General features: G+C 65.4%; 16 protein-coding genes and 1 pseudogene. 6 read left to right on the forward strand and 11 right to left on the reverse strand.

Features of this window, described 5'->3' with window-relative positions:
* The gene (locus tag JHC57_RS01400) at positions 1-1,173 is read left to right on the forward strand and encodes an ABC transporter permease (protein WP_294028011.1); all 1,173 of its coding nucleotides are present in this window, start codon (positions 1-3) and stop codon (positions 1,171-1,173) included.
* Positions 1,170-2,006: an ABC transporter permease gene (locus tag JHC57_RS01405; protein WP_294028013.1), complete on the forward strand. Its 837-nt coding sequence runs from the start codon at positions 1,170-1,172 to the stop codon at positions 2,004-2,006. The genes JHC57_RS01400 and JHC57_RS01405 overlap by 4 nt, the downstream gene beginning before the upstream one ends.
* Here JHC57_RS01405 and JHC57_RS01410 read toward each other — a convergent pair.
* From JHC57_RS01410 to JHC57_RS01460, 11 genes are all read right to left on the reverse strand, one after another.
* Positions 1,980-3,089, reverse strand: coding sequence for a membrane dipeptidase (locus JHC57_RS01410; protein ID WP_294028015.1), 1,110 nt, complete (start codon positions 3,087-3,089; stop codon positions 1,980-1,982). The genes JHC57_RS01405 and JHC57_RS01410 overlap by 27 nt on opposite strands.
* The gene (locus JHC57_RS01415) at positions 3,086-4,309 is read right to left on the reverse strand and encodes a hypothetical protein (RefSeq protein ID WP_294028017.1); all 1,224 of its coding nucleotides are present in this window, start codon (positions 4,307-4,309) and stop codon (positions 3,086-3,088) included. The genes JHC57_RS01410 and JHC57_RS01415 overlap by 4 nt, the downstream gene beginning before the upstream one ends.
* Complete coding sequence (locus tag JHC57_RS01420; protein ID WP_294028018.1) at positions 4,306-6,114, reverse strand: DUF885 family protein; 1,809 nt, start codon at positions 6,112-6,114, stop codon at positions 4,306-4,308. Before JHC57_RS01420 ends, JHC57_RS01415 begins: the two co-directional genes overlap by 4 nt.
* Positions 6,111-7,925 carry a DUF885 family protein gene (locus JHC57_RS01425; RefSeq protein ID WP_294028020.1) on the reverse strand — a complete coding sequence of 605 codons (1,815 nt, stop codon included), beginning with the start codon at positions 7,923-7,925 and terminating at the stop codon, positions 6,111-6,113. Before JHC57_RS01425 ends, JHC57_RS01420 begins: the two co-directional genes overlap by 4 nt.
* On the reverse strand, positions 7,922-9,865 hold the full coding sequence (locus JHC57_RS01430; protein WP_294028022.1) for a S9 family peptidase: 1,944 nt from the start codon (positions 9,863-9,865) through the stop codon (positions 7,922-7,924). Before JHC57_RS01430 ends, JHC57_RS01425 begins: the two co-directional genes overlap by 4 nt.
* Positions 9,866-9,918: 53 nt before the next feature.
* Positions 9,919-13,173, reverse strand: a complete 3,255-nt coding sequence (locus tag JHC57_RS01435; RefSeq protein WP_294028024.1) for a TonB-dependent receptor — start codon at positions 13,171-13,173, stop codon at positions 9,919-9,921.
* A 92-nt stretch (positions 13,174-13,265) separates the two neighbouring features.
* A complete protein-coding gene (locus tag JHC57_RS01440; protein ID WP_294028025.1) occupies positions 13,266-14,240 on the reverse strand; it encodes a FecR family protein in 975 nt (324 codons plus the stop codon).
* Positions 14,212-14,781, reverse strand: coding sequence for a sigma-70 family RNA polymerase sigma factor (locus tag JHC57_RS01445; RefSeq protein WP_294028027.1), 570 nt, complete (start codon positions 14,779-14,781; stop codon positions 14,212-14,214). The genes JHC57_RS01440 and JHC57_RS01445 overlap by 29 nt, the downstream gene beginning before the upstream one ends.
* A gap of 146 nt (positions 14,782-14,927) precedes the next feature.
* Positions 14,928-15,653: a hypothetical protein gene (locus JHC57_RS01450; RefSeq protein ID WP_294028028.1), complete on the reverse strand. Its 726-nt coding sequence runs from the start codon at positions 15,651-15,653 to the stop codon at positions 14,928-14,930.
* Between the two features lie 11 nt (positions 15,654-15,664).
* Positions 15,665-17,362, reverse strand: coding sequence for an alpha/beta hydrolase-fold protein (locus JHC57_RS01455; protein ID WP_294028029.1), 1,698 nt, complete (start codon positions 17,360-17,362; stop codon positions 15,665-15,667).
* 86 nt (positions 17,363-17,448) lie between these two features.
* Positions 17,449-17,631: a hypothetical protein gene (locus JHC57_RS01460; RefSeq protein WP_294028030.1), complete on the reverse strand. Its 183-nt coding sequence runs from the start codon at positions 17,629-17,631 to the stop codon at positions 17,449-17,451.
* A gap of 181 nt (positions 17,632-17,812) precedes the next feature.
* Here JHC57_RS01460 and JHC57_RS01465 point away from each other — a divergent pair, with 181 nt between their 5' ends.
* From JHC57_RS01465 to JHC57_RS01480, 4 genes and pseudogenes are all read left to right on the forward strand, one after another.
* A complete protein-coding gene (locus JHC57_RS01465) occupies positions 17,813-18,223 on the forward strand; it encodes a hypothetical protein (protein WP_294028031.1) in 411 nt (136 codons plus the stop codon).
* Positions 18,224-18,285: 62 nt separating this feature from the next.
* Entirely contained in the window at positions 18,286-18,489 is a 204-nt protein-coding gene (locus tag JHC57_RS01470; RefSeq protein WP_294028032.1) for a hypothetical protein, read from the forward strand.
* Positions 18,480-19,238: pseudogene (locus JHC57_RS01475) on the forward strand (autotransporter outer membrane beta-barrel domain-containing protein); the annotation flags it as partial. The gene JHC57_RS01470 and the pseudogene JHC57_RS01475, both read left to right, overlap by 10 nt.
* Positions 19,239-19,372: 134 nt before the next feature.
* Complete coding sequence (locus tag JHC57_RS01480) at positions 19,373-20,401, forward strand: LacI family DNA-binding transcriptional regulator (RefSeq protein ID WP_294028034.1); 1,029 nt, start codon at positions 19,373-19,375, stop codon at positions 20,399-20,401.
* Positions 20,402-20,446 lie beyond the last annotated feature (45 nt).

Consider the following 20,446-nt stretch of genomic DNA (forward strand, 5'->3'; position numbering starts at 1 on the left):
TTGCCGGAGCTCCGGCGCTGGTGGCGCTTCGCGCTCGTCGCGCCGCTGCTCCTGTTCCTGCTCGCGAGCTTCGTCGCACCCGTGCTGATGATGTTGTCGCGCGCGGTGATCGACCGCGATCTCGAACGCGTCTGGCCCGACAGCGCGGTGGCCCTCCGGCAATGGGATGGCGAGGGATTGCCGCCGGAAGCCCTTGCACGAACCGTCGCGCGCGAAATTCGGACCGCGCGGCAAGAGGGAACGCTCAACCAGGTCGCGAATCGGCTCAATTACGACATGGTCGGCTCGCGCAGCCTGCTCTACGCCACCGCCGACCGGCTGCATGCGGGCGCGCCCGCAAACGGGATCGCCGACCTCGCGCGGATCGACCCGCGGTGGGAGCGACCCGAGATCTGGGCTGCGATGCGTCACGCCGACGGACCGCTGACGAGCCACTATCTGCTCGCCGCGCTCGATCGGCGGCTGGACGCCGACGACAGGATCGTCAACGTTCCTGCCGAACAGGCCGTTTTTACGAATATCTACCTGCGCACCTTCAAGATCAGTGCGATCGTCGCGCTACTCTGCATCGCGCTCGGTTATCCGGTCGCCTACCTGCTCGCTTCGCTGCCCGAGCGGAAGGCCAACCCGCTGTTGATCCTCATACTCCTGCCCTTCTGGACCTCGGCCCTCGTTCGCACTGCGGCATGGGCGGTGTTCCTCCAGACCAACGGCGTCGTGAACAACGCGCTGCAGGCCGTCGGACTGATCGATGCGCCGCTTCAGCTTATCTACAACCGGCTCGGCGTCTATATCGCGATGACGCACGTCCTGCTGCCCTTCTTCATCCTGCCGCTCTATGGCGTGATGAAGGGCATTCCGCCGACGGCGATGCGCGCGGCAAGTTCGCTCGGCGCACCCCCGGTCCGCGCGTTCCTGTCCGTCTACCTGCCGCAGACATTGCCCGGCGTCGCGGCCGGGGCGATCATCGTCTTCACCCTCGCGCTCGGCTATTATGTCACCCCCGCGCTCGTCGGCGGCGGCGCCGACCAGATGATCAGCGCGTCGATCGCCTTCTACACCAACCAGTCGCTCAACTGGGGCATGGCGGCGGCGCTCAGCCTGCTGCTTCTGCTGCCGCTGCTGCTGATGATCTTCGCCGGCCGGACGATGGTCCGGACGGTGCCGGCATGAGCGCCTGCCGGTCCCGGTCGGAGCGCGCCGGCCGTGCCGCGCTGATCGGCTTTTCGGTCCTCGTCTTCGCCTTTCTGGTGCTGCCGATCCTTGCGGTCATTCCGCTCTCGCTCAATCCGACGACCTTTCTCGTCTTTCCCGAGGGTGAGTTTTCGTTGCGCTGGTACCGGACGCTCGCCGAATCGCCGCAGTGGACCCACGCATTCGGCAACAGCCTGAAGATCGCCGTCGCGACGACGCTGATCGCGACCCCGCTCGGCACGCTCGCGGCGATCGGGCTCGCCTATATGCGCTCGCGCGCGAAAACCGTGATCGTCGCGCTGATCACCGCGCCGCTCGTGGTACCGGTCGTGGTGGTCGCGATCGCCTTCTATTTTCTTTTCGCGCCGCTGGGGCTCGTCAATGGCTCGCTCGGGCTGATCATCGCGCACAGTGCGCTCGCGGTGCCCTTTGTGGTGATCGTGGTCCATGCCGCCCTGCGCGGGCTCGATACCGAGCTGTTGCGCGCCGCCGCCAGCCTCGGCGCGCCGCCGCTCACCATATTGACCCGCGTTCTCGTGCCGCTGATCGCACCGGGCGTCGCCGCGGGTGCGGTCTTTGCCTTCATGACCTCGTTCGACGAAACGACGGTGGCCCTGTTCATCGCGGGTCCCGAACAGCGGACGCTGCCGATCCAGATGTTCGAAGGGGTGCGCGAACAGATCAGCCCGGCGATCGCCGCCGCGGCGACGCTGCTGATTGTCGCGTCGACGTTGTTGCTGGGCGCGGCCGAGCTGCTACGCCGCCGCGGCGAAGGGCGCGGCGGATCAGCGACCCCAGACATCGGCGCATAGCCGAGCGAAATTGACCCCGAGCAGCTTTTCGATACGCCGCGCCGGCCAGCCGCGCGCGGCGAGGTCGTCGGCAAGCTTCAGGAAGCGCGCCGGTTCGTTATACTCTGGAATCAGGTTGAACACGTCGGGGGCCTCGCCCGGCGCCGCGATCCCCATCGCCTTGCGTTCTTCGTAGAAGCGGCGCTGGCCTTCGGCATATTCGGCATTGAGTTCGACCCCGCGAATGCCGCCGTCGGTGCCGAGCGCGACATGGTCCTCGCCAGCGACCTTCACCGCATGTTCGATGTGGCGAATGACGTCCCCGGCGCGCGACTGTCCGCTCGCACGAAGGAACGGCATGAAATAGATGCCGGCGACGCCGCCCTTGTCCGCCAGCGCGCGGAGTTCGGCGTCGGTCGTGTTGCGCGGCACGTCGTTCAGGGCACGGCAGCCGGTATGGCTGATCGCGATCGGCGCGGTCGAGGCTGCGATCGCCTCGGCAATCGTGCGCTGCGCGGCGTGGCTCGCGTCGACCATCATCCGCCGCGCGTTGAGCCCCGCCACCACCTCGCGCCCATAGTCGCTGAGCCCCGCATTGCCGGGCTCAAGGCAGCCGTCACCGACGAGGTTGCGCTTGTTGTAGGTGAGCTGGACGATCCGGACGCCGAGCACATCGAACAGGTCGAGCCGCCCCGCCTCGGTTTCGAGCGGCACCGTGTCCTGGAAACCGAAGATGACGCCGAGCCGCCCGCTCGCCCGCGCGGCTGCCAGATCGGCGGCCGTGCGGACGTGCAGCAGATGATCGGGAAGTGCCTGAATGAAGCGCGTGTAGCGCGCGATGCGACGCAGCGTTTCCTCATAACGTCCGGGCGTATTGCCCGCCGCCCCGACCGTCTGGTGAATCGCGGTCAGCCCCGACGCTCGATAGGCGGCGAGCTGGTCCGCGATGCCCGGCGCCTTCGGGTCGAGCGCGCCCAGCGACGACAGCCCGTCGATGACCATCGCCCTGCCGTAGCGCGCGGCGCCGAAATCCGCACCGCGGGCAGGCCCCGCCAACCCCAGCGCCGCCACGCCGCCGATCAGCGCGCGGCGCGAGACGATCATATATGGAGCGCCTTTTCGAACTCGTTCGCGGCGTCGGCGCCGGCGATCGCGGTCAGGTGCTTCAGGAAGACCGGTGTCGTATGGACGGGTTCCTTGGCCATCGCGATCATCAGCCGGTCCATCGCGGGGCGCCCGATGCGATGTTCGAGATCGAGCAGCAGCAGCGGCCCTTTGCCATAGAGCTGGACGCGGTTCGGGCGGCCGTGACCCATGACGGGTCCGGCATCCTTGGTCGCGTCGCGCTTGGCCGCGATATTCTTCGCCAGCTCCCCGGCGCCGAAGGCATGTTCGACATAGCGCATCGACATATATTCGGCCGCCGATTCAACGAGCCAGAAATCGTCGGTCAGCGGGCTCGCGAGCATCCACCAGGCGTGCGCGACCTCGTGCGCGACGTAGCGGCCGGGATTGACCTCGGTGATGTCGGGAGTGTTGCGCCCGCCTTCGGACAAGACCGTATAGGCGGTGCGCGCATAGCCCATCGAGCGGTCGCGCCAGACCTGCGCCATCCGCACCTTGCGCGGCAACGGGCCGAACATCGTTTCGAAATAGCGCGCCGCGCCCTCGGCATGCTTGACGTACCAGCCCGACAGCTGCGTCGACAGATCGCGCGAATAGAATTCGACGCCATGCGCCTCGGCACGCTGCAGCCCGTGCATCGCGACCATCGGCAGGTCGATGTCGAGAAAGTCGCGGTGGATCCGCACGCCCGTCGCGGTTCGCGTCACATCGCCCTGCGCAACGACGACGAGGTCGGGAGCGAGCCCGTCGATCGCCGCGTCGACGGTAAAGCGCGTCTGGATATCGGCGCCCACCGGGAACCACATATGGTCGATGAACAGCTCATAGCCTTCGGGCCGCAGCGGCTTGTTGCCGCTGTCATGCTCGGTAAGGATCGGTCCCGCATAACGGAAACGCAACTTGACCGGATCGGTCGTCGGCGCCGCGAAGCGAAAGCTGTATTTGTTGAGCGCAGGCATCGGCGAGGTCGACGGTTCGACCGACATGGTGACGCCCGACGGCAGTTCCATCGGCTGCAGGGTGAAGCGGTCCGAAAGCAGGAAGGCCTTTTCGGCTTCGGCCTCGCTGAGCGTGATTGTGACGTCGGCGTCGAGCGCGCCTTGCGGGTCGAATTTCGCCGCGACATCGTAATGCGGCGGCGCCGCGTGCGCTACGGAAGCGCCACCGAGCGCCAGCAGGAGTGCCGATATTCTCATCATGCCGATTGCCCTCCCCCGGCGATCCATCCGTCGATGCGTTCTTCAAGCAGCGGCAGCGGCAGCGGCCCCGCGCCCAAGGTGATGTCGTGAAAACGGCGAAGGTCGAACCGGTCGCCGAGTCTGGCGCGCGCACGGGCGCGCAGTTCGATGATCTTCTGCATCCCGATATAATAGGAGGTCGCCTGCCCCGGGATGACGATATAGCGTTCGACCTCGCGCTGATTGTCGTAATGGCTCGACGGCATGTTCGCGTCGAAATAGGCAATGCCCTGCTCGCGCGTCCATTTGAGCGCATGGATGCCGGTGTCGACCACCAGGCGGCATGCGCGCATCAGCGACAGCGAAAGGCGCCCGAAGTCCGAATAGGGATCGGCATAGAGCCCCATCTCCTTCGGCAGCAATTCCGAATAGAGCCCCCAGCCTTCGGAAAAGGCGGCGATGCTCGCAAAGCGGCGGAACTTGGGCAGCCCCTCCATCTCGTGCGCGACGCAGGTTTCGACATGATGGCCGGGGATGGCCTCGTGATAAAGCGTCGCGGCGAGCTGGTAGCGCGGCTGCGCCTTCATGTCGGCCAGGTTGATATAGAAGATGCCGGGGGCCGATCCGTCCTGCGGCGGGTTGCGATAATGCGCCTTGGGCGCCGATTTCTCGCGCCATGCCTCGATCGCGCGGACTTCGACCGGCGCCTTGGGCAGATGCGCGAACAGCTCGCCCTGCCGCGCGCGGATCTCGTCCAGCAGCGCATTGGCCTCGACGACATAGGCGGCACGGCCGGCGTCGGTATCGGGATGATAGAAGCGCGGATCGCTGCGCATGAAGGCGAAGAAGGCCTGCAAATCGCCCGCGAAGCCGACCTGTTTCATGATCGCGCGCATCGCGTCGTGGATGCCGGCGACTTCTGTCAGGCCCAGCGCATGGACGTCGGCGGCCTTCAGCGGCAAGGTCGTGTAGCTTTCGAGTTGCGCCGCATAATAGGCTTGGCCGTCGGGCAACTTCCAGACGCCTGCGGTTTCGTCGGCTTTCGCTTCGGCAGCGCGCAGATGCGCGATCAACGCGCCATAGCCCGCCGCGAACCCGCCCTGCAGCGCCGCGATACCGCGGACGAGGAGGTCAGCGCGCTCGGCCTCGGACAGATCCGCTTTCGCAATCTTGCCTTTGAAATCGGCGAAGACCGGGCTGTCGCCTTCGCCCTCGAACGGCGTCCCCTTGAGCAGGTTGAGGCAAGGTTCGAGGACAAGGCCATAGACGAAGCGCGGCGGCCGGATTCCCTTCGCCTCCTGCGCCGCCATTCGCTCGACCGCCTGCGCCATCAGCGGCGCGATGGCTTCGAGCCGCTTGATATAGGCCTCGGCGTCGGCCCTGTTCGTGACCGGATGACTGTTGGTCAGCGTGCTGGGCACGCGCGTATGCACGCCACCCATCTGGGTCATCACATAATCATGATGGCGCCATTTGAAGTCGCGAAGCGCAAGCTCGGTCGATCGTGCGAACATGCGAAGGCTGAGCGCCGCCTGCGGCGACAGCTTCGCGGCGTCGAAGCCCTTGAGCGCGGCATGGTCGGCCTCGCGCAGCCGGTGATCCTCGAGCTCGCGCGCCTCGCTGATATCGTCCCACTTGTCCTGATCGCGGCGAATGCCGAGCGCCGACTGGCGCGTCGGGCTGCGGTCGAGCGAGCGCTGGAAGATCGCCTCGAAAAAGGCGTCGAGGCGCGCATCCTCGCCGGTCTGGATGGCGAAGACCGGCGGCGCGACCAGCGTCGCACCCGCGAGCACCGCCGATCCGATGAAATTTCGCCTGCTGATCATGCCTGTCCTCCCGTCGCGATCCACGCATCGACGCCGGCTTCGAGCATCGGGAGCGGCAGCGCTCCGCTGCCGAGGACGCGGTCGTTGAAACGGCGAATATCGAACGCGCCGCCAAGCCTCGTTCGCGCCCGGTCGCGCAGTTCGACCAGCTTGAGCTTGCCCATCTCATATGCACAGGCCTGCCCGGGTGTGACGATGTAGCGCTGGATCGCCGTGACATTGTCGGCGTGGTTCGCCGGCGTATTTTCGTCGAGCCACGCCACCGCCTGTTCGCGGCTCCAGCGCAGCGCGTGCACGCCGGTGTCGGTAACGAGGCGCCCCGCGCGCATCAGTTCCATCGAAAGGCGCCCGAACTCCTGCCAGGGATCGTCATAGAACCCCATGTCGATCGGCAACTGCTCGGCGAACAGCGCCCAGCCCTCGCTGAAAGCGGTATAGCCGCCGAAGGCGCGGAATTTCGGCAGCCCGGTCAGCGCGCGCGTCACCGCCTTTTCGAGATGATGGCCGGGCACGCCTTCATGATAGGAAAGCGCCGACAATTCGAAGATCGGCAGGTTCCGCATGTCGCGCGTGTTGACGTAGAGGATGCCGGGGCGCGATCCGTCGGCCGAGGGCGCGAAATAGCCCGCGGTGCCCGCCGACGCTTCGAGCCAGGGTTCGACCGGCTTCACCAGCACGTCGGCGCTGGGGACATGGTTCGTCAGTTCGCCGAGGCGCGCGGTCACGGCGGCGATCTTCGCGCGCATCGCGTCGAGATAGGCCGCTTTCCCCTGGGCGGTGTCGGGATAATAGAAGCTATCGTCGGTGCGGACATGCGCGAAAAGCTCGGGCAGCGTACCCGCGAAGCCCGCGCGCTTCGCCACCGCACGCATCTCGCCGTGGAGACGCGCAGTCTCTTCGAGGCCGATGCGATGCACGTCGGCGGGCGAAAGCGGCAGCGTCGTGTTCCAGCGAAGCTGTGCGGCATAATAGGCGTCGCCATCGGGCAAACGCCAGACGCCATCGTTGCAGTTCGCACCGCACCTGATCGCGCGAAGATGATCGATGAGTTCCCGGAATCCGGGCCCGAAACCTTCGACGAGTCCGGCTTCGGCCGCTTTCACCAGCCGCGCCTTTTCGGCGTCATCGACCGGAATCTTCGCGAGCTTGCCGCGGAAATCGGCGAGGATCGGGCTGTCGGGCGCGCCCGGCTGGAACGGTGCGCCGGTAATCAGTTTCTCGCAATTGCCGATGACGAGCGGCGCCGAGAAGGGTGGCGGGACGACGCCGTTCGCGGCCTGCCGCTCGAGCCCCGTCACGACCGCCGCCAGATAGGAACGCACCGCGTGCAGCCGCGCGACATAGGCCTCGGCGTCGGCGACGTTCGCGATGGGGTGATTGTTGATCAGCGTCTGCGGAATGTCGCGTTGTGGACCGCGCATCTGGCAAACAGGATAATGATTGCCGCGCCAGCGGTGGCGCTCGACTGCCTCTTCGGCGTCATAGGCGAAAAGATCGTAACTGAGCTGCGCCTGAGGAGACAGCGTGGCGCGATCAAAGCGACGCAGTTCGGCAAGGTCGCGCCGCACCAGCGCGACATTCTCGTCGGCGCGCGCCTGGCTGACATCGGGCCACCATCCCGCCGTGCCGCCGGTCACCCCCATCGACGATTGCGCCGCGGGATTGCGCGCCAGATCGCGCTGAAAGACGCTTTCGAAGAAAGCGTCGAGGCGTGCACCCTCGTCCGGAGCGGCCGCCGCCCACGCGGGGGTTGCGGCGACGAGTGCGCCCGCTGCGATCAGTTCGCGGCGACTGATACGAGGGTCGCTCACTGGCCGATCGGGAAATCGCCGAGGGGCGAAACCGCCGTTTCGGCAGCGGCCGCCCTGGCCGGCACGCCCTTCACATGCGTATCGAGGAATTCGAGGATCTTGCGATAGGCGACGATCTGGTTCGCCTTCTTGCGAAAGCCATGCCCCTCGTCGGGAAAGACGACATAATCGACCGGCACGCCGTTCGCCTTCACCCTGGCGACGATATCCTCGGACTCGACCGGCAGCACGCGCGGATCGTTCGCGCCCTGGAGCACGAGCAGCGGCTTCCTGATATTCTCCGCGTGGAACACCGGCGAAATCTTGCGGAGATAGTCGGCGTCCTTTTCGGGGTCGCCGACCTCGGTGAAGAGCAGCCGGCGCAGATCCTCCCACCAGCTCGGCGTGTTGGCGAGCAGGCGCGGCCAGTTCGACACGCCATAGATATCGACCCCCGCCGCGAACGCATCGGGGCGGAAGGCGAGCCCGGCGAGCGTCATATAGCCGCCGTAGCTCTGCCCCTGGATCACGACCTTGGCAGGGTCGACGAAGCCCGTGTCCGCCAGCATCTTTTTCGCTGCTACGACGTCGTCGAGATCGGCGTCGCCATGCTTGCGGTCGTCGAGATGGTAGAAGGTCCGCCCCGATCCGCTGCTGCCACGATTGTTGATCTCGAACACCACATAGCCATGGTTGGCGAGATATTGCTGCAACGGACGATAGCCGATCTTGCTTTCGTCGCCGGGCCCGCCGTGAACGTGGATGACGGCAGGAAGCGCGTCGCCCTTCTTCGCGCCCTTCGGTACATAAAGGATGCCGGGCACCGTAACACCGTCGTACGACTTGAAGCGCACGACCTCGCCCGCCACCAGATCGCCCGGTGCCACGCCGGGCGCACGCGCGTTGAGGAGCGGTGTGCGTGTGCCCGTGGCAAGGTCGAGCGACAGGATTTCACCCGGCGTGGCGCCGTTCGAGGCGCTCACGAGCGCCTTTTTAGCATGGTTGGCGAGCAGCAGCCCGGCACTCGCACCCGGCATCGGGTCGGCGAGACCCTGCGGCTTGAAGGTCGCGGCGTCGAACAGATAGGGGCGCGAACGTGCATCCTCGTTGACCGAAACGACCAGCGTCCTGCCGTCGCGCGACAGATTCGCACCCTGCACGTCCCAGTCGGGCTTGAACACGGTCACGCGCTTCCCCGTGGTCAGGTCCTGCCGAACGAGGAAAGCGAACTCGCCCCCGTCATCGGTGGTATAGAAAAGCTGCGCGCCCTTGTCGGAAAACGTCTGCGGCTCGCACGCGACCGGCTTGCCCTCGGCGGTCAGCTGGATCAGCTTCGCCGCGGTCCGGTCGTAGACATAACAATGCTTGGTCGCATTATCGACGATCCGGCTGAGCCCGACATAGCGGCGATCGGGGCTGACCGCGCGAACCTGATACGCCTTGTCATTCTCGAACAGCTTCGTCTTGGCATAGCCGTCGGACTGGATCTCGTAGAGGTCGAAGAAGCGCGGATCGCGCTCGTTGGTCTGGACGAAGAAGCTTTTGCCGTCCTGTGCCCATTCGACGAAACGCGCGACATGCTTCGCACCCGGCGTCACGTCGCGCGTCGTGCCGTCGCGCTCGCGGACATAGATATGCGCGAGTTCGTTGCCGCCCTGATCGCTCGAAAAGAGGATCCGCTCGTCGTCCGGGAAATATCCGATCGCGCTGACCGTTTCCTTGACCGAGTTGGTGAGCGGGGCCGGCGTCCCGCCGCCCGACGGCATTTCATAGATGTTGGCGATGCCGGTACGATTGCTGGTGAAGATCAGCTTGCTGTCATCGGGCGACCAGGACAGGCCGCCGATCACATCCGAATCCATGAGCTGCTCGATCGTGTAGCGCCGGGGCGATTCCTCCCGGCCGGCGGCCGGGACGGCCATGCAGGCGAGGCTGGCGCCGAGCAGCAGATATCTAACCATCATTATCCTCGGATATATGTCGAGGGGGCGGAGCCTCGGCCCCGCCCGCCCGATCAGAAATTGACGGCTGCGCGTAGCGTGTAGGTGCGGCCGATCGGGTCGTAGACACCGAACTGACGCGTCACTTCGCCTTCGTACGGCACGGCTTGGTCGAAGAGGTTCCGCACGCTGAACTGGAGGCGGAAATTGTCGTTCACGCGGAAGCCGAGCGTCGAATTGACGATCGTCGACGACGGGAAGTTCAGCACCGGCGTGTCCTCGATGGTCGCGGTGTTGTCGATCACCGTCTTTTGCGACCAGACGACCTGGACATCGAGGTCGAACGGATCGAAGGCATAGCCGATCCGCCCGTTGACGCGCCATTTCGGCGTCCCGATCGTACCCTTCACGTCGATGATCGGCGATCCCGAAGACGTCTGCGTGGTGAATTTGGTGACGCGAAACGCCCCCAGTCCCAGCCGCAGCGCGCCACTGTCGCCACCACCTGCGATATTCGGCACCGGAATACGGTAGTCGAGCTGCGCGAGGACGCCCGCGAACTTCTGCGATGCCGTATTGAAATAGGATTCCGAATAGCCGTTGGCGATGTCGCCCGCGATGCGCGCCGGACCCGGCTGGGCCGCCGCCTCGGCCGCGGTCAGGCGGCGGAAGGCGTTGCACGCATTTTCGTTGGGATAGTTCGGGCTGTCATAGCAGGCGGCCTGCGCGGTCACGAGGGTGAAGCGCGTGATCGCGTCGCGCAGATCGATGTTGTTGTAGTCGATCGCGAAACGCAGCCCCGGCACGGCCTGCGGCTGATAGACCATGCCGATCGACCAGCTGTTGGCCTTCTCGTTGTCGAGGTCGAGATTGCCCGACACATTGCCCGAGGGCGAGGCGCCGCTTGTCGTCGGATTGAAGGCGTTGGGAGCAGGCCCGCCGACCGCCGCGAGCGCGGCGGTGCAATTGGCCAGGCGCACCTCCGGGTTTGGCCCCGAATTGACGCGGCTCGCGGCGCAGACATCGCTGGCGTTCCGCAGCACGCTCGCCCCCGGCAGCGCCAGTTCGACGATCGAAGGCGCACGGATCGCGCGGGTATAGACGCCGCGGAAGGTCAGCCCTTCGATGAAATTCGGCTGAAGCCGCGCGCCCGCCGACCAGGTCAGATCGCCGCCGGCGGTCGAATGGTCGACGTAACGCAGCGCGCCTTCGAACTGCAGCGCGCGGATCAGCGGAACGCCCATTTCCTCGTCGATCAGCGGCACGACGGTTTCGCCATAGACTTCGTCGGTGTTGAAGCTGAACGGCGGCGTCTCGGTGAAGGCTGCCGAGCCTCCGAGCAGGCTGATCCCGCCCTTCAGGATATCGTCGGGCACGAAGCTGCCGGATTCGCGGCGATGTTCGTAGCCGATGTTGAATGCGACGGGATCGGCGATCCCGAACGGCAGCTTGCCGCCGAGGTTCGCCGTGAAGGTCTGAAGCGTGTTGATGCTGATCCCGATACCGCGATCGACGACATATTCCGCCGCCTCGTCCGAGAAGCCATTTTCGCCGAAGATGTTCAGCGGCACGCAGCTGCCACCGACGCGGCAGACGGGACTGCCCGGCGTTCCGACGACATCGATCGCCTGAAGGAAGCGCGTCAGATTGACCTGGTTGAATTCCGATTCGTTGCGGCTGCGGCCGTAATTATAGGCGAGATCCCAGTTCCATTTTTCGGCACCGACTTCGAAATCGCCACGGAAGCCTGCGACGATGCGATACACGTCGAGCTTGGTGCGACCCGGCACGCGGTCGGCGATGTCGTTCATGTTCCGGTTGAGCTTGAACGTCGTCACGCCGTTGGCGACCAGTATATCGCGCGCCTGCTGGCTGAGGAACGGATTGTCGATGCTCATCTGGATCACGGGACCACCCAGAATGTTGGGCGCGGCGAACTGGAACAGGTCGCTGATCTTCGTCCCGCTGGTGTGTGCGTAAGAGCCTTCGACGAAGAAGGTGATATTGTCGGTCAGGTCGTAATGGCCGATCGCGTTCAGCAGATAGCGCTCGTTGGGCGAAAGCAGGCTGAAATGGCGTGCCGGATCGAGACCGTCGCCGCCGTCACGGAAAATCGGATAGGGGCCCGAACTCGCGCCGAAAAAGCTTTCGCCGAGGACGAACGGAACCAGGTTTCCGCCCGGGCCGAACTGCAAGGGGTTGCCTGCGGCATCGCGAATATAGCTGTTGGTACCCGGCGCGATATCGGCGCTGAGATAGGGCAGCCCCCCTTCGGTGAGCGCCGCGTAGCGCAGATCGTCGACGACCATCTGCGCCGGGATGCCGTCGGTGCGGCTGGTGTTGCCCGACGACGTGAGATAGCGGAACTTGAACCGCTCGGCGAGCACCATGCCTTCCTGGCGCACATATTCGGCGCCGAGCACGATGTTGCCGCGGCCGCCCGCGAAGTTCCTGCCGAACAGGGCGCGGACCGACTGGTTCGCCGCGTCGCCGCGGTCGCTGATGCTGGCCTGGCCGGCGAGTTCGAGGCCCTCGTAATTATCCTTCAGGATCACGTTGACAGTGCCGGCGATCGCATCCGAGCCATAAACGGGGGCGCCGCCGATCGCGACCGTTTCGATCCGTTCGATCAGCCCGACCGGGATCAGGTTGAGGTCGACCTGTGAGCCCGGCGACGTTGCGCCGCCGCTGCCCGACACCGTGTTCGACGACACGAAGCGACGCCCGTTGACAAGCGTCAGCGTGCGCTGCGATCCGAGGCCCAGATAGTTGGAATAGCTTTGCGCCACCCCGAGATTCGCCTGCGCGGCCCCCACCTGGCTGTTCGCCGCGGGGGCAAAGCCAGGGGTGTCCTGCAACGCCTCGATCGCATTGGTATAGGCGCGACGCTCGATCTGTTCACGGTCGGTCACGGTCGCGGACTGCAGCGTATCGAAACCCGCACGTTCGATGCGCGACCCCGTGACCACGATTTCCTCGCCGACGGTCTCCGGGACAGCCGCGGCCGCCTGATCCGGCCGCGCGCGGCGGATCACCACCGCGCCGTTGGCGCTCCGGACGACCTCGAGTCCCTTATTCGCGAGCATGAGGCGCAACGCCTCGATCGGCGTATAATTGCCGTTCACCGCGTTCGTCTTGATGCCCGACAGGTCGGCGTCGGGCGCCATGACCTGCACGCCCGACTGGACGGCGAGACGCTGGACGGTCTGGGCCGCATCGCCCGAGGGGATGGAATAACGCTGGCGTTCCTGCGCCATGGCGGGCGCTGCGCACAGCATCGTTGCCGCCACACCGACCATCAGAACCGTGCGCGAATTGAATCGGCTCAATTGCCCCCACCTCATCGTCTTGCCTCCCTCATGCCCCGGAGCGATCCTGCGCTTCCATAAGCAGACGAGCGACGGCGTGCGGAAATCCGCTATCAGTGCGACGGAGAATTCTGCTGGCGCACCAGCACGAGTTCGTCGCCGCGGCGCACGACCTCGCCGTTGAACGCCTGTGCCGCTGCCCCCGCGAACGCCTGCGCGTCGCCGAGCTTGAAGACGCCCATGAACTCGGCGCGCGCGAGCGTGGGGTCCTCGATCACGACGCGAAGATCCGAATAGCGATTCACCTCGGCGGCCGCCGCGCCAAGCTGCTGGCCATCGAAAACCAGTACGCCGTTGCGCCAGGCGATCCGGCGTTCGACGTCGGCGGCATCGAGCACCGCCTTGCGCGGCCCCGTCGCGGCCGCGACGAATTGTTCGTTGCGGCGAATGTAACGCGGCCGGGCCGAGCCGCTCGCCTTGCCGCCCACGGCGACGACGCCCTCCTCGACCGTGACCTCGACCCCGCCATCCTCGATGCCGACGACGAATTCGGTTCCCACCGCGCGCACGTCGAGCCCTTCGGCACTGACGACGAAGGGTCGCTGCTTATTGTGCGCAACCTCGAACGACGCTTCGCCGCGGCGAAGAACGATCCGGCGGATATCGTCCTCGTACCGCACCTGCACCGCCGAATTGCCGTTGAGCGTCAGGATGGAGCCGTCGTCGAGCGCGATCCGGCGCACCTCGCCCCGTTCGGTCGATATCCGCCCGGCCAGATGATCGTAGGCGACGGCGCCACCGAAAGCGGCCAGCGCGACGGACGCCGCCATCGCATAGCGCCGCCACGGGCGTTCGCTGGCGGGCGCAGGGACATCGCGCTGCGTTCCGCCATCGAGCGCAGCGATCCGGTCGACATCGAGCCAGATCGCCTGCGCGCGAACATAGGCGCCCAGATGCCGGCTGTCGGCCTCCAGCCATTCGTCGAGCTGTCGCTGTTCGGCGCTGTCTAGCGGGCGCTCGGCCGACCGGACCGCCCAGGCTGTCGCCTGGCTGTCGATGTCAGCCCCATTTCCAGAACCTGCGCTCACGCTGTCTTCCATCCTGTGCGCCAGCCGGCGCCTCCTTCATTGCGTCGGAAACGAGCCGAAGCGCCTTGGCGAGATGCTTCTCCACCGTGCTTTCGGCTATTCCCATATGTTCGGCGATCCGGCGCTGCGAAAAGTCCTGAAACTTCTTCAGCTCGAATGCCTGTCGGCATTTTGGCGGCAACGTCTGCAATATTTCGTACAAACGCGCCAGTTCTTCCTGTCCACTGAGACGTCGGTGAACGCTCATCTCTTCGTCAATGATGTTCAGCGAGTCCAAATCCGCCACAAGGTCGATCGCGACAATGCGCGAGCGGCGAAGATGCTCGCCCACAATATGGCGCGCGGTCACGAACAGATAGGCGCGCGCATTGCGGATCGCGTCGGGATCGCCGGTCCAGAGCCGCGCATAGGCTTCCTGCACGACTTCGTCGACATCGCAGGAATCGAGTCCGCGCACGCGGCCGCCGAGCCATTTGCGCAAGTCGGGCTCGTGCGGGAGCACTTCGCGTGCAAACCAGCGGAGTTGAGCCTGACGATCCATGGCGCGATGGCAACAGTATTCGCCGCATGCGTCAAGAGAAAATGACAATATTGTGAATATTTTTGTTCAAAAATAATAAGTTAAATGAGCATGCTCGTCAGACCCGGGAACCGCCCTCCCGGCTGTTTCCAAAAAGCAGGGTGCCCTTATTGCGTGATGCGTTTGACGACCTTCCCCGACGTGTCGAGAAACTCGATGCTCGGTTCGCCATCGGCGCCGACCTTGAGCAGTAGCCGCGGCTTGCCGCTCTTGTCGGCGAGCCGCACGATCGCATCGTCCGATGTCTTGCCGGTGAAGACGCGCTCGGCTCCCGCCCCGCCGTTCGCCATGGCATAGGCGCGCATCTCTTCGCGGATACGGTTCCTGCCGGCTTCGTCGGGCGCGGCCGCGGCGCGCGCGCTCATTTCCATCAGCGGCTTGATCGACCAGTCGGGGCGGTCCCATACGCGCAGCCCGGCGGTGCGATTGCCGTTGGCCTCGCTATACTGGATACCGACGGTCTGGTCCTGCTTGTACTGGTCGAACATCAGCGAGCCCGAGGCGCGGCGATTGTCGCCGACGGTCTTGCTGCCGAAGGTCAGTCCGCCGACCTCGTCACCCTCGTCGTTGAAGAAAAGCATCCCGCCGCCGTCGCGGCTGTGGTGCTTGTATTCTTTGCCTTCCATGAACAGCCCCGGAAAGCGTTCCGAATTGGCGAGAACAAGGCGATATTTGCCGTCGGGCTCGACGATATTGATGCGCTTGACGCTGATTTCGTCGAATGTGCCCTTCGGAGGTCCGCTGTCGGCCATCACGAGCGCGGTCGGTGCCGCGGCCCCCATGATGAACCCTGCGGCGACAAGCACCAGTCGCGTTCCCCTGATTTCGACCATCCGCTGTCTCCTCAATAATTCCACTGATCGACCGGCGCGCCGGCGGGCGCATTCTTCCGGACGTGATCGGCGACCTCGCGGACGACACCCGCCCAGTCGGTGTGGTGCCAGTTATGTCCCTTTTTCGGCCGCCCATATTCGAAGCGGATCGGATAATCCTTGCCCGCGACCTCGGCGATCATGTCCTGGAACTGATAGACCGCGAGGTTGAGGTAGAAATCGTCCATCTCGCCGGCGAAGAAATGCAGCTTGCCGCGCAGCTTCGGACCGAGCGTCGCCCAGTTGTCGCGCGCATAGCCCGACAGGTCGAAGCCCTTTTCGCGCATATATTTGACCACGTCCTTGTTGATGACCCCGGTCTTGTAGTCATAGAGCATGACGGGATAGCCGTCCGGGCCGACCGGGCCGTGCGTCGTCTGCCAGATGCCGAGCTGGTAATAGCTCCGCCCCTTTGACCCGAGCATCCCCTCGAGCGCGGCGAGCGTGCGCAGATCGACGAGCGGATGCCCCTCGCGGCTGCGGCGGAACGGCTTTTCCTGCGTGATCCAGTCGTTGATCTTCAAGGTGAACATATTGTCCTCCTTGTAGATGTCGGTGAGCTGGTAGCGGGTGAAGTCGATCGGGTCGGGGTTGAACACCCACGCGCCGCCGAACAGGTCGGGATAGTGAAGCTGCAGCGCCAGTGCCTCCCATCCGCCCGTCGAAGCCCCCTCGACGATCCGGCCATAGGGCTGGTCGATCAGCCGGAATGTCTTTTCGAGATAGGGCATCAATTCCCTGGTGATCGCATCGCCCCACGGCCCGTTGTTCGCCGAGTTGAGCGCATAGGATTCGAAGAAATAGGGCCCCGGCGTCTCGAGCGTGATCCCGACCATGCGCGGGAATTTTTCGCCGGACCACTCCTGCGCGAATTGATACCCGGTCTTGACGTTGGCGTCGGCGGCACCGCGCCGCGCGCCCTCGCTGTCGCTCGCCGGATCGGTGTCGAAATTGAACGAACCGCCGAAATGGCCATAGGTATAGATGGCCGGATAGCGCGCGCCCGGATGCTTGTCGAAATCCTTCGGAAGCAGCACCTCGGCGCCGATATACATCGGCATGCCCCAGAAGTCGGACAGGATCTTGCTCTTGATGCGCACGCGCTTGATCCACGGCGTGTCGGATTCGCGCGCGATCGGCCCGATCTTTTCGGTCAGCGTCAGCGCGACGGGCGCGCTCGCGGCCGGATCGAGCCGGACGTCGGCGGGCTTGCTATAGGGATTGCCCGGAAACATCGGTGCGATGACGCGCTGGTCGTTCATCGGCACCCAGATCGTATGCCCGTCGGCGCGCTTCGCCTTCTTGTACGGGACGAGTACCGCCTGGACGCTGTAATCGCCGGCGGGGAGGCGATCGAGCCCGAAAGGAAAGCCATCCGATTTCGCGTCCAGCGTCACCGTCGCACCGGGGCGAAGATTCTCGACATCCATGCCGAATGCCGGCGGGCCGTTCATGCCGATCATCTGGCGCGGCTCGGCCTTGGCAGGAGCGCCGTCGGCGGCGCGGCGCGTCGCGACGACGATCAGCCGCCCCGTGACGGGCTCGCTGACAGCCGACTGCGGCAGCGTAACCGAAAAGCTGATTTGCGCTGCCGCCGGAGCGCCGCTGGCAAGTGCGGCCGCCGCCAAGCCCCAGGACAACAAAAGCCTGCCGTTTTCCAGAATACCCATTCCAGCCCCCAAATTCATCATTCCCTGTCCGGCACGATGAACGGGACAATAAAATCCTCCACTCGCCCGGCTGGCGTGCCGCTCCGTCATGAGAACTCGCGCCGCTCGGCGTGCATGTGTCGGTGGTCGGGCCCGGCGACATCGCGAACGAGCAATTCCTTCGCACGCGCGATGCGCATCATCGTCAGCGTTTCGCGCGGATTGCGTCCGGTCGCCTTCTTGAAGGCCGTGCAGAAGTGGAAGCGGTACCACCCGCCGGCGCCGAGCATGGCATGCCGGATGCGAGCATCTGACTGCGCGCTTGCCCGAGTTTTCCGCCGGACGGATCGACTTGTTCCCCGGTTTGGCGACGTGTTCGATCCCCAGCCCGCCTGCGGACTGTCCGGAGCAATCGATAGGGATATTTATTAACTTATCAGCGACTTATGTCATCCACACGGAGGCCTGTCCATGCACACATCTCTCAAGCGAGATTTATTTCGTTCGGCCGCGATCGCCCGGTTCCTCGTGCTGGGATCGGCCGCGCTCGCCGCGTCGCCGGCCTTCGGACAGGACACATGGACGGGGGCGACCTCCAACGACTGGTTCACCGGCACCAACTGGGCGGATGGCACGGTGCCGACCGCCACCGACAATGTGGTCATCAACATCAGCGACGCCAGTGCGCCGGTTATCAATGCCAACGCGGTGAGCGGGACAGTCGACGTCGGCGCGGCGGGCACCGGCCAGTTGATCATCGCGAGCGGCGCCACGCTCACCTCCTCCGGCGGGCCGCAGAGCCGGCTCGGCGTCAACGCGGGCGCCACCGGCATCGCGATCGTCACCGGCAACGGCTCGCGCTGGAACCTCGGCCATGCCTGATCATCGCGGATGGCGGCGTCGCTTCCAATCTGCTGGCGCCCCCGTCCACCGGCAGCCTTGCTGTGGGATCGCAAGGGGGCTCCACCGGGGTCATGACGGTGACGGGGGCCGGGTCGGCCTGGAACGGGAGCGGTAGCTTTTTCGTCGGCAACGAGGGCACCGGCACGCTGACGATCTCGGCCGGTGGCGCGGTCAGCAATGGGTTCGGCTCCGTCGGCGAAAATGTGGAGGGGACCGGTACGGCGACGGCAATGCCAGGCGCGTGAAGCATGACTCGACCGGCTTGCTGATCGGTCTCGATGCGATCGCCGATGAGGAACTGCAGTTGGGGGTGTTCGGTGGCTATCAGCGCGGCAATGCCGATGTGCGCGCCGCCGCGTCCGAGGCCGATATCGACAGCTATCATGTCGGCCTCTACGTCGGCGCCGATCATGGCCGCCTCGGCCTGCGCGCCGGATATGCGTTCAGCTGGCACCATGCCGATGTTACCCGGCGGATCGGCTTTGGCGATTTCACCGACAGCCCCACGGGCGACTTCGACGCCTCGACCGCCCAGACCTTCGGCGAGATCGCCTACCGTTTGGACCTCGGCCCGACCCGGATCGAGCCCTTCGCCCAGATCGCCCATGTCTTCGTCGACAGCGAGCGGCTCCGCGAACGCGGCGGCGCAGCGGCGCTGCAGGTCGAGCGCGAACGCACGACCACGCGCTTCTCGACGCTCGGAGCCCGCACCGAGCAGACCTTCTCGCTGGGATCGATGGAGGCGAGCCTGCGCGTCGCCGCCGGCTGGCGCCATGCCTTCGACGATCGCCTGCCGGTGGTCGCCACCAGCTTCACCGGCTCGTCACCCTTCCTCATCGCCGGCACGCCGATCGCGCGCGATGCCCTGTCGGCGGACATCGGCCTCGGTCTGGCGCTGTCCGGTCGTGCCCGGTTCGACCTCTCCTATACCGGCGACGTCGCCGGCGGCGCCGAGACCCACTATGGACGCGCGACGCTGTCTTGGCGGTTCTGAAAGATGAGGACCAATTGCACTTCCTCTACCTCACCCTGGAGGAGGGCCCATTGCACCGCCGAACCGCCGCTCCTTTCAAGCGCGAAGCCGCTCCCCGATTGACAACGAAGGACAATCTCGTCACGAGCTGAAGCATGGCTCAGGGAGGAAAGCGCTCGACAAGCATCGACGTCGCCAGGCTGGCTCAAGTGTCGCCCAAAAGCGTGTCGCGTGTCTTTAACAACGAACCGCATATTTCGCCCGCGTTGCGCAAAAAGGTGCTGCGCGCGGCCAAGGAGCTCAACTACCATCCCAATGTTCTTGCGCAGGGTCTTGTCCGGCGACAATCCTACCTCATCGGCCTGATCTATGAAAAGCCGAGCCCGAGCTATGTCGTCGAATTGCAGCGGGGCGCGCTCGAACGTCTGCACGGCGGACGCTACCGCCTGATCGTGCTGCCGGTCGAATCGGTTATGGACCGCCCGCTCGAAGTGGTGAGCCTCGTACGATCCGCTGCACTGGACGGCGTGATCCTCGCACCACCGGCGTCCGACCACCCCGAGATCCTCGACGGGCTTCTGGACGCGCACATTCCTTTCGCCCGGATTGCCCCCCAGTCGCGCCTCGACGTCGGCCTGTCGACAGCGATGGACGATATCGCGGCGGCGCGCGAGATCGCTGCGCATGTCATCGGGCTCGGGCACCGGACGATCGCGATCATCATGGGTGATCCGGCCCACGCGGCGAGCGACCAGCGCCTGATCGGCTATCGCCAGGCGTTCGACGCCAACGCGTTGCCGCAACGTCCCGAACTGGTCGAAACCGGCGATTTCAGCTTTGAATCGGGGTATGAAGCGACAAAGCGGCTGCTGTCGCGCAAGCTGCGGCCGACGGCCATATTGGCGCAGAATGACGACATGGCGGTGGGCGCCATGTCCGCAGCGCGCGAACTGGGTTTCGACGTTCCCGCCGACCTCACTGTCGTCGGCTTCGACGATTCGGAGATCGCCCGCGTGGTGTGGCCGCGCCTCACGACGATCCGCCAGCCGGTCATGGAGATGGCGAAGACGGCGACCGACATGCTGCTTCGCGAGCTCGCGGGCGAGGAACCGGGAGCGATGGTTATCCATGCGCATGCGTTCGTCGATCGGCTGACCGCCGCGCCGCCGCCGGCCTCGTCATAGCCCCGGAGCGGGTTTCGACCGGCGTCGCGCAAAAAAGGAGCAGCG

Source organism: Sphingopyxis sp. (assembly GCF_016463645.1).
Taxonomy (GTDB): Bacteria; Pseudomonadota; Alphaproteobacteria; order Sphingomonadales; family Sphingomonadaceae; genus Sphingopyxis.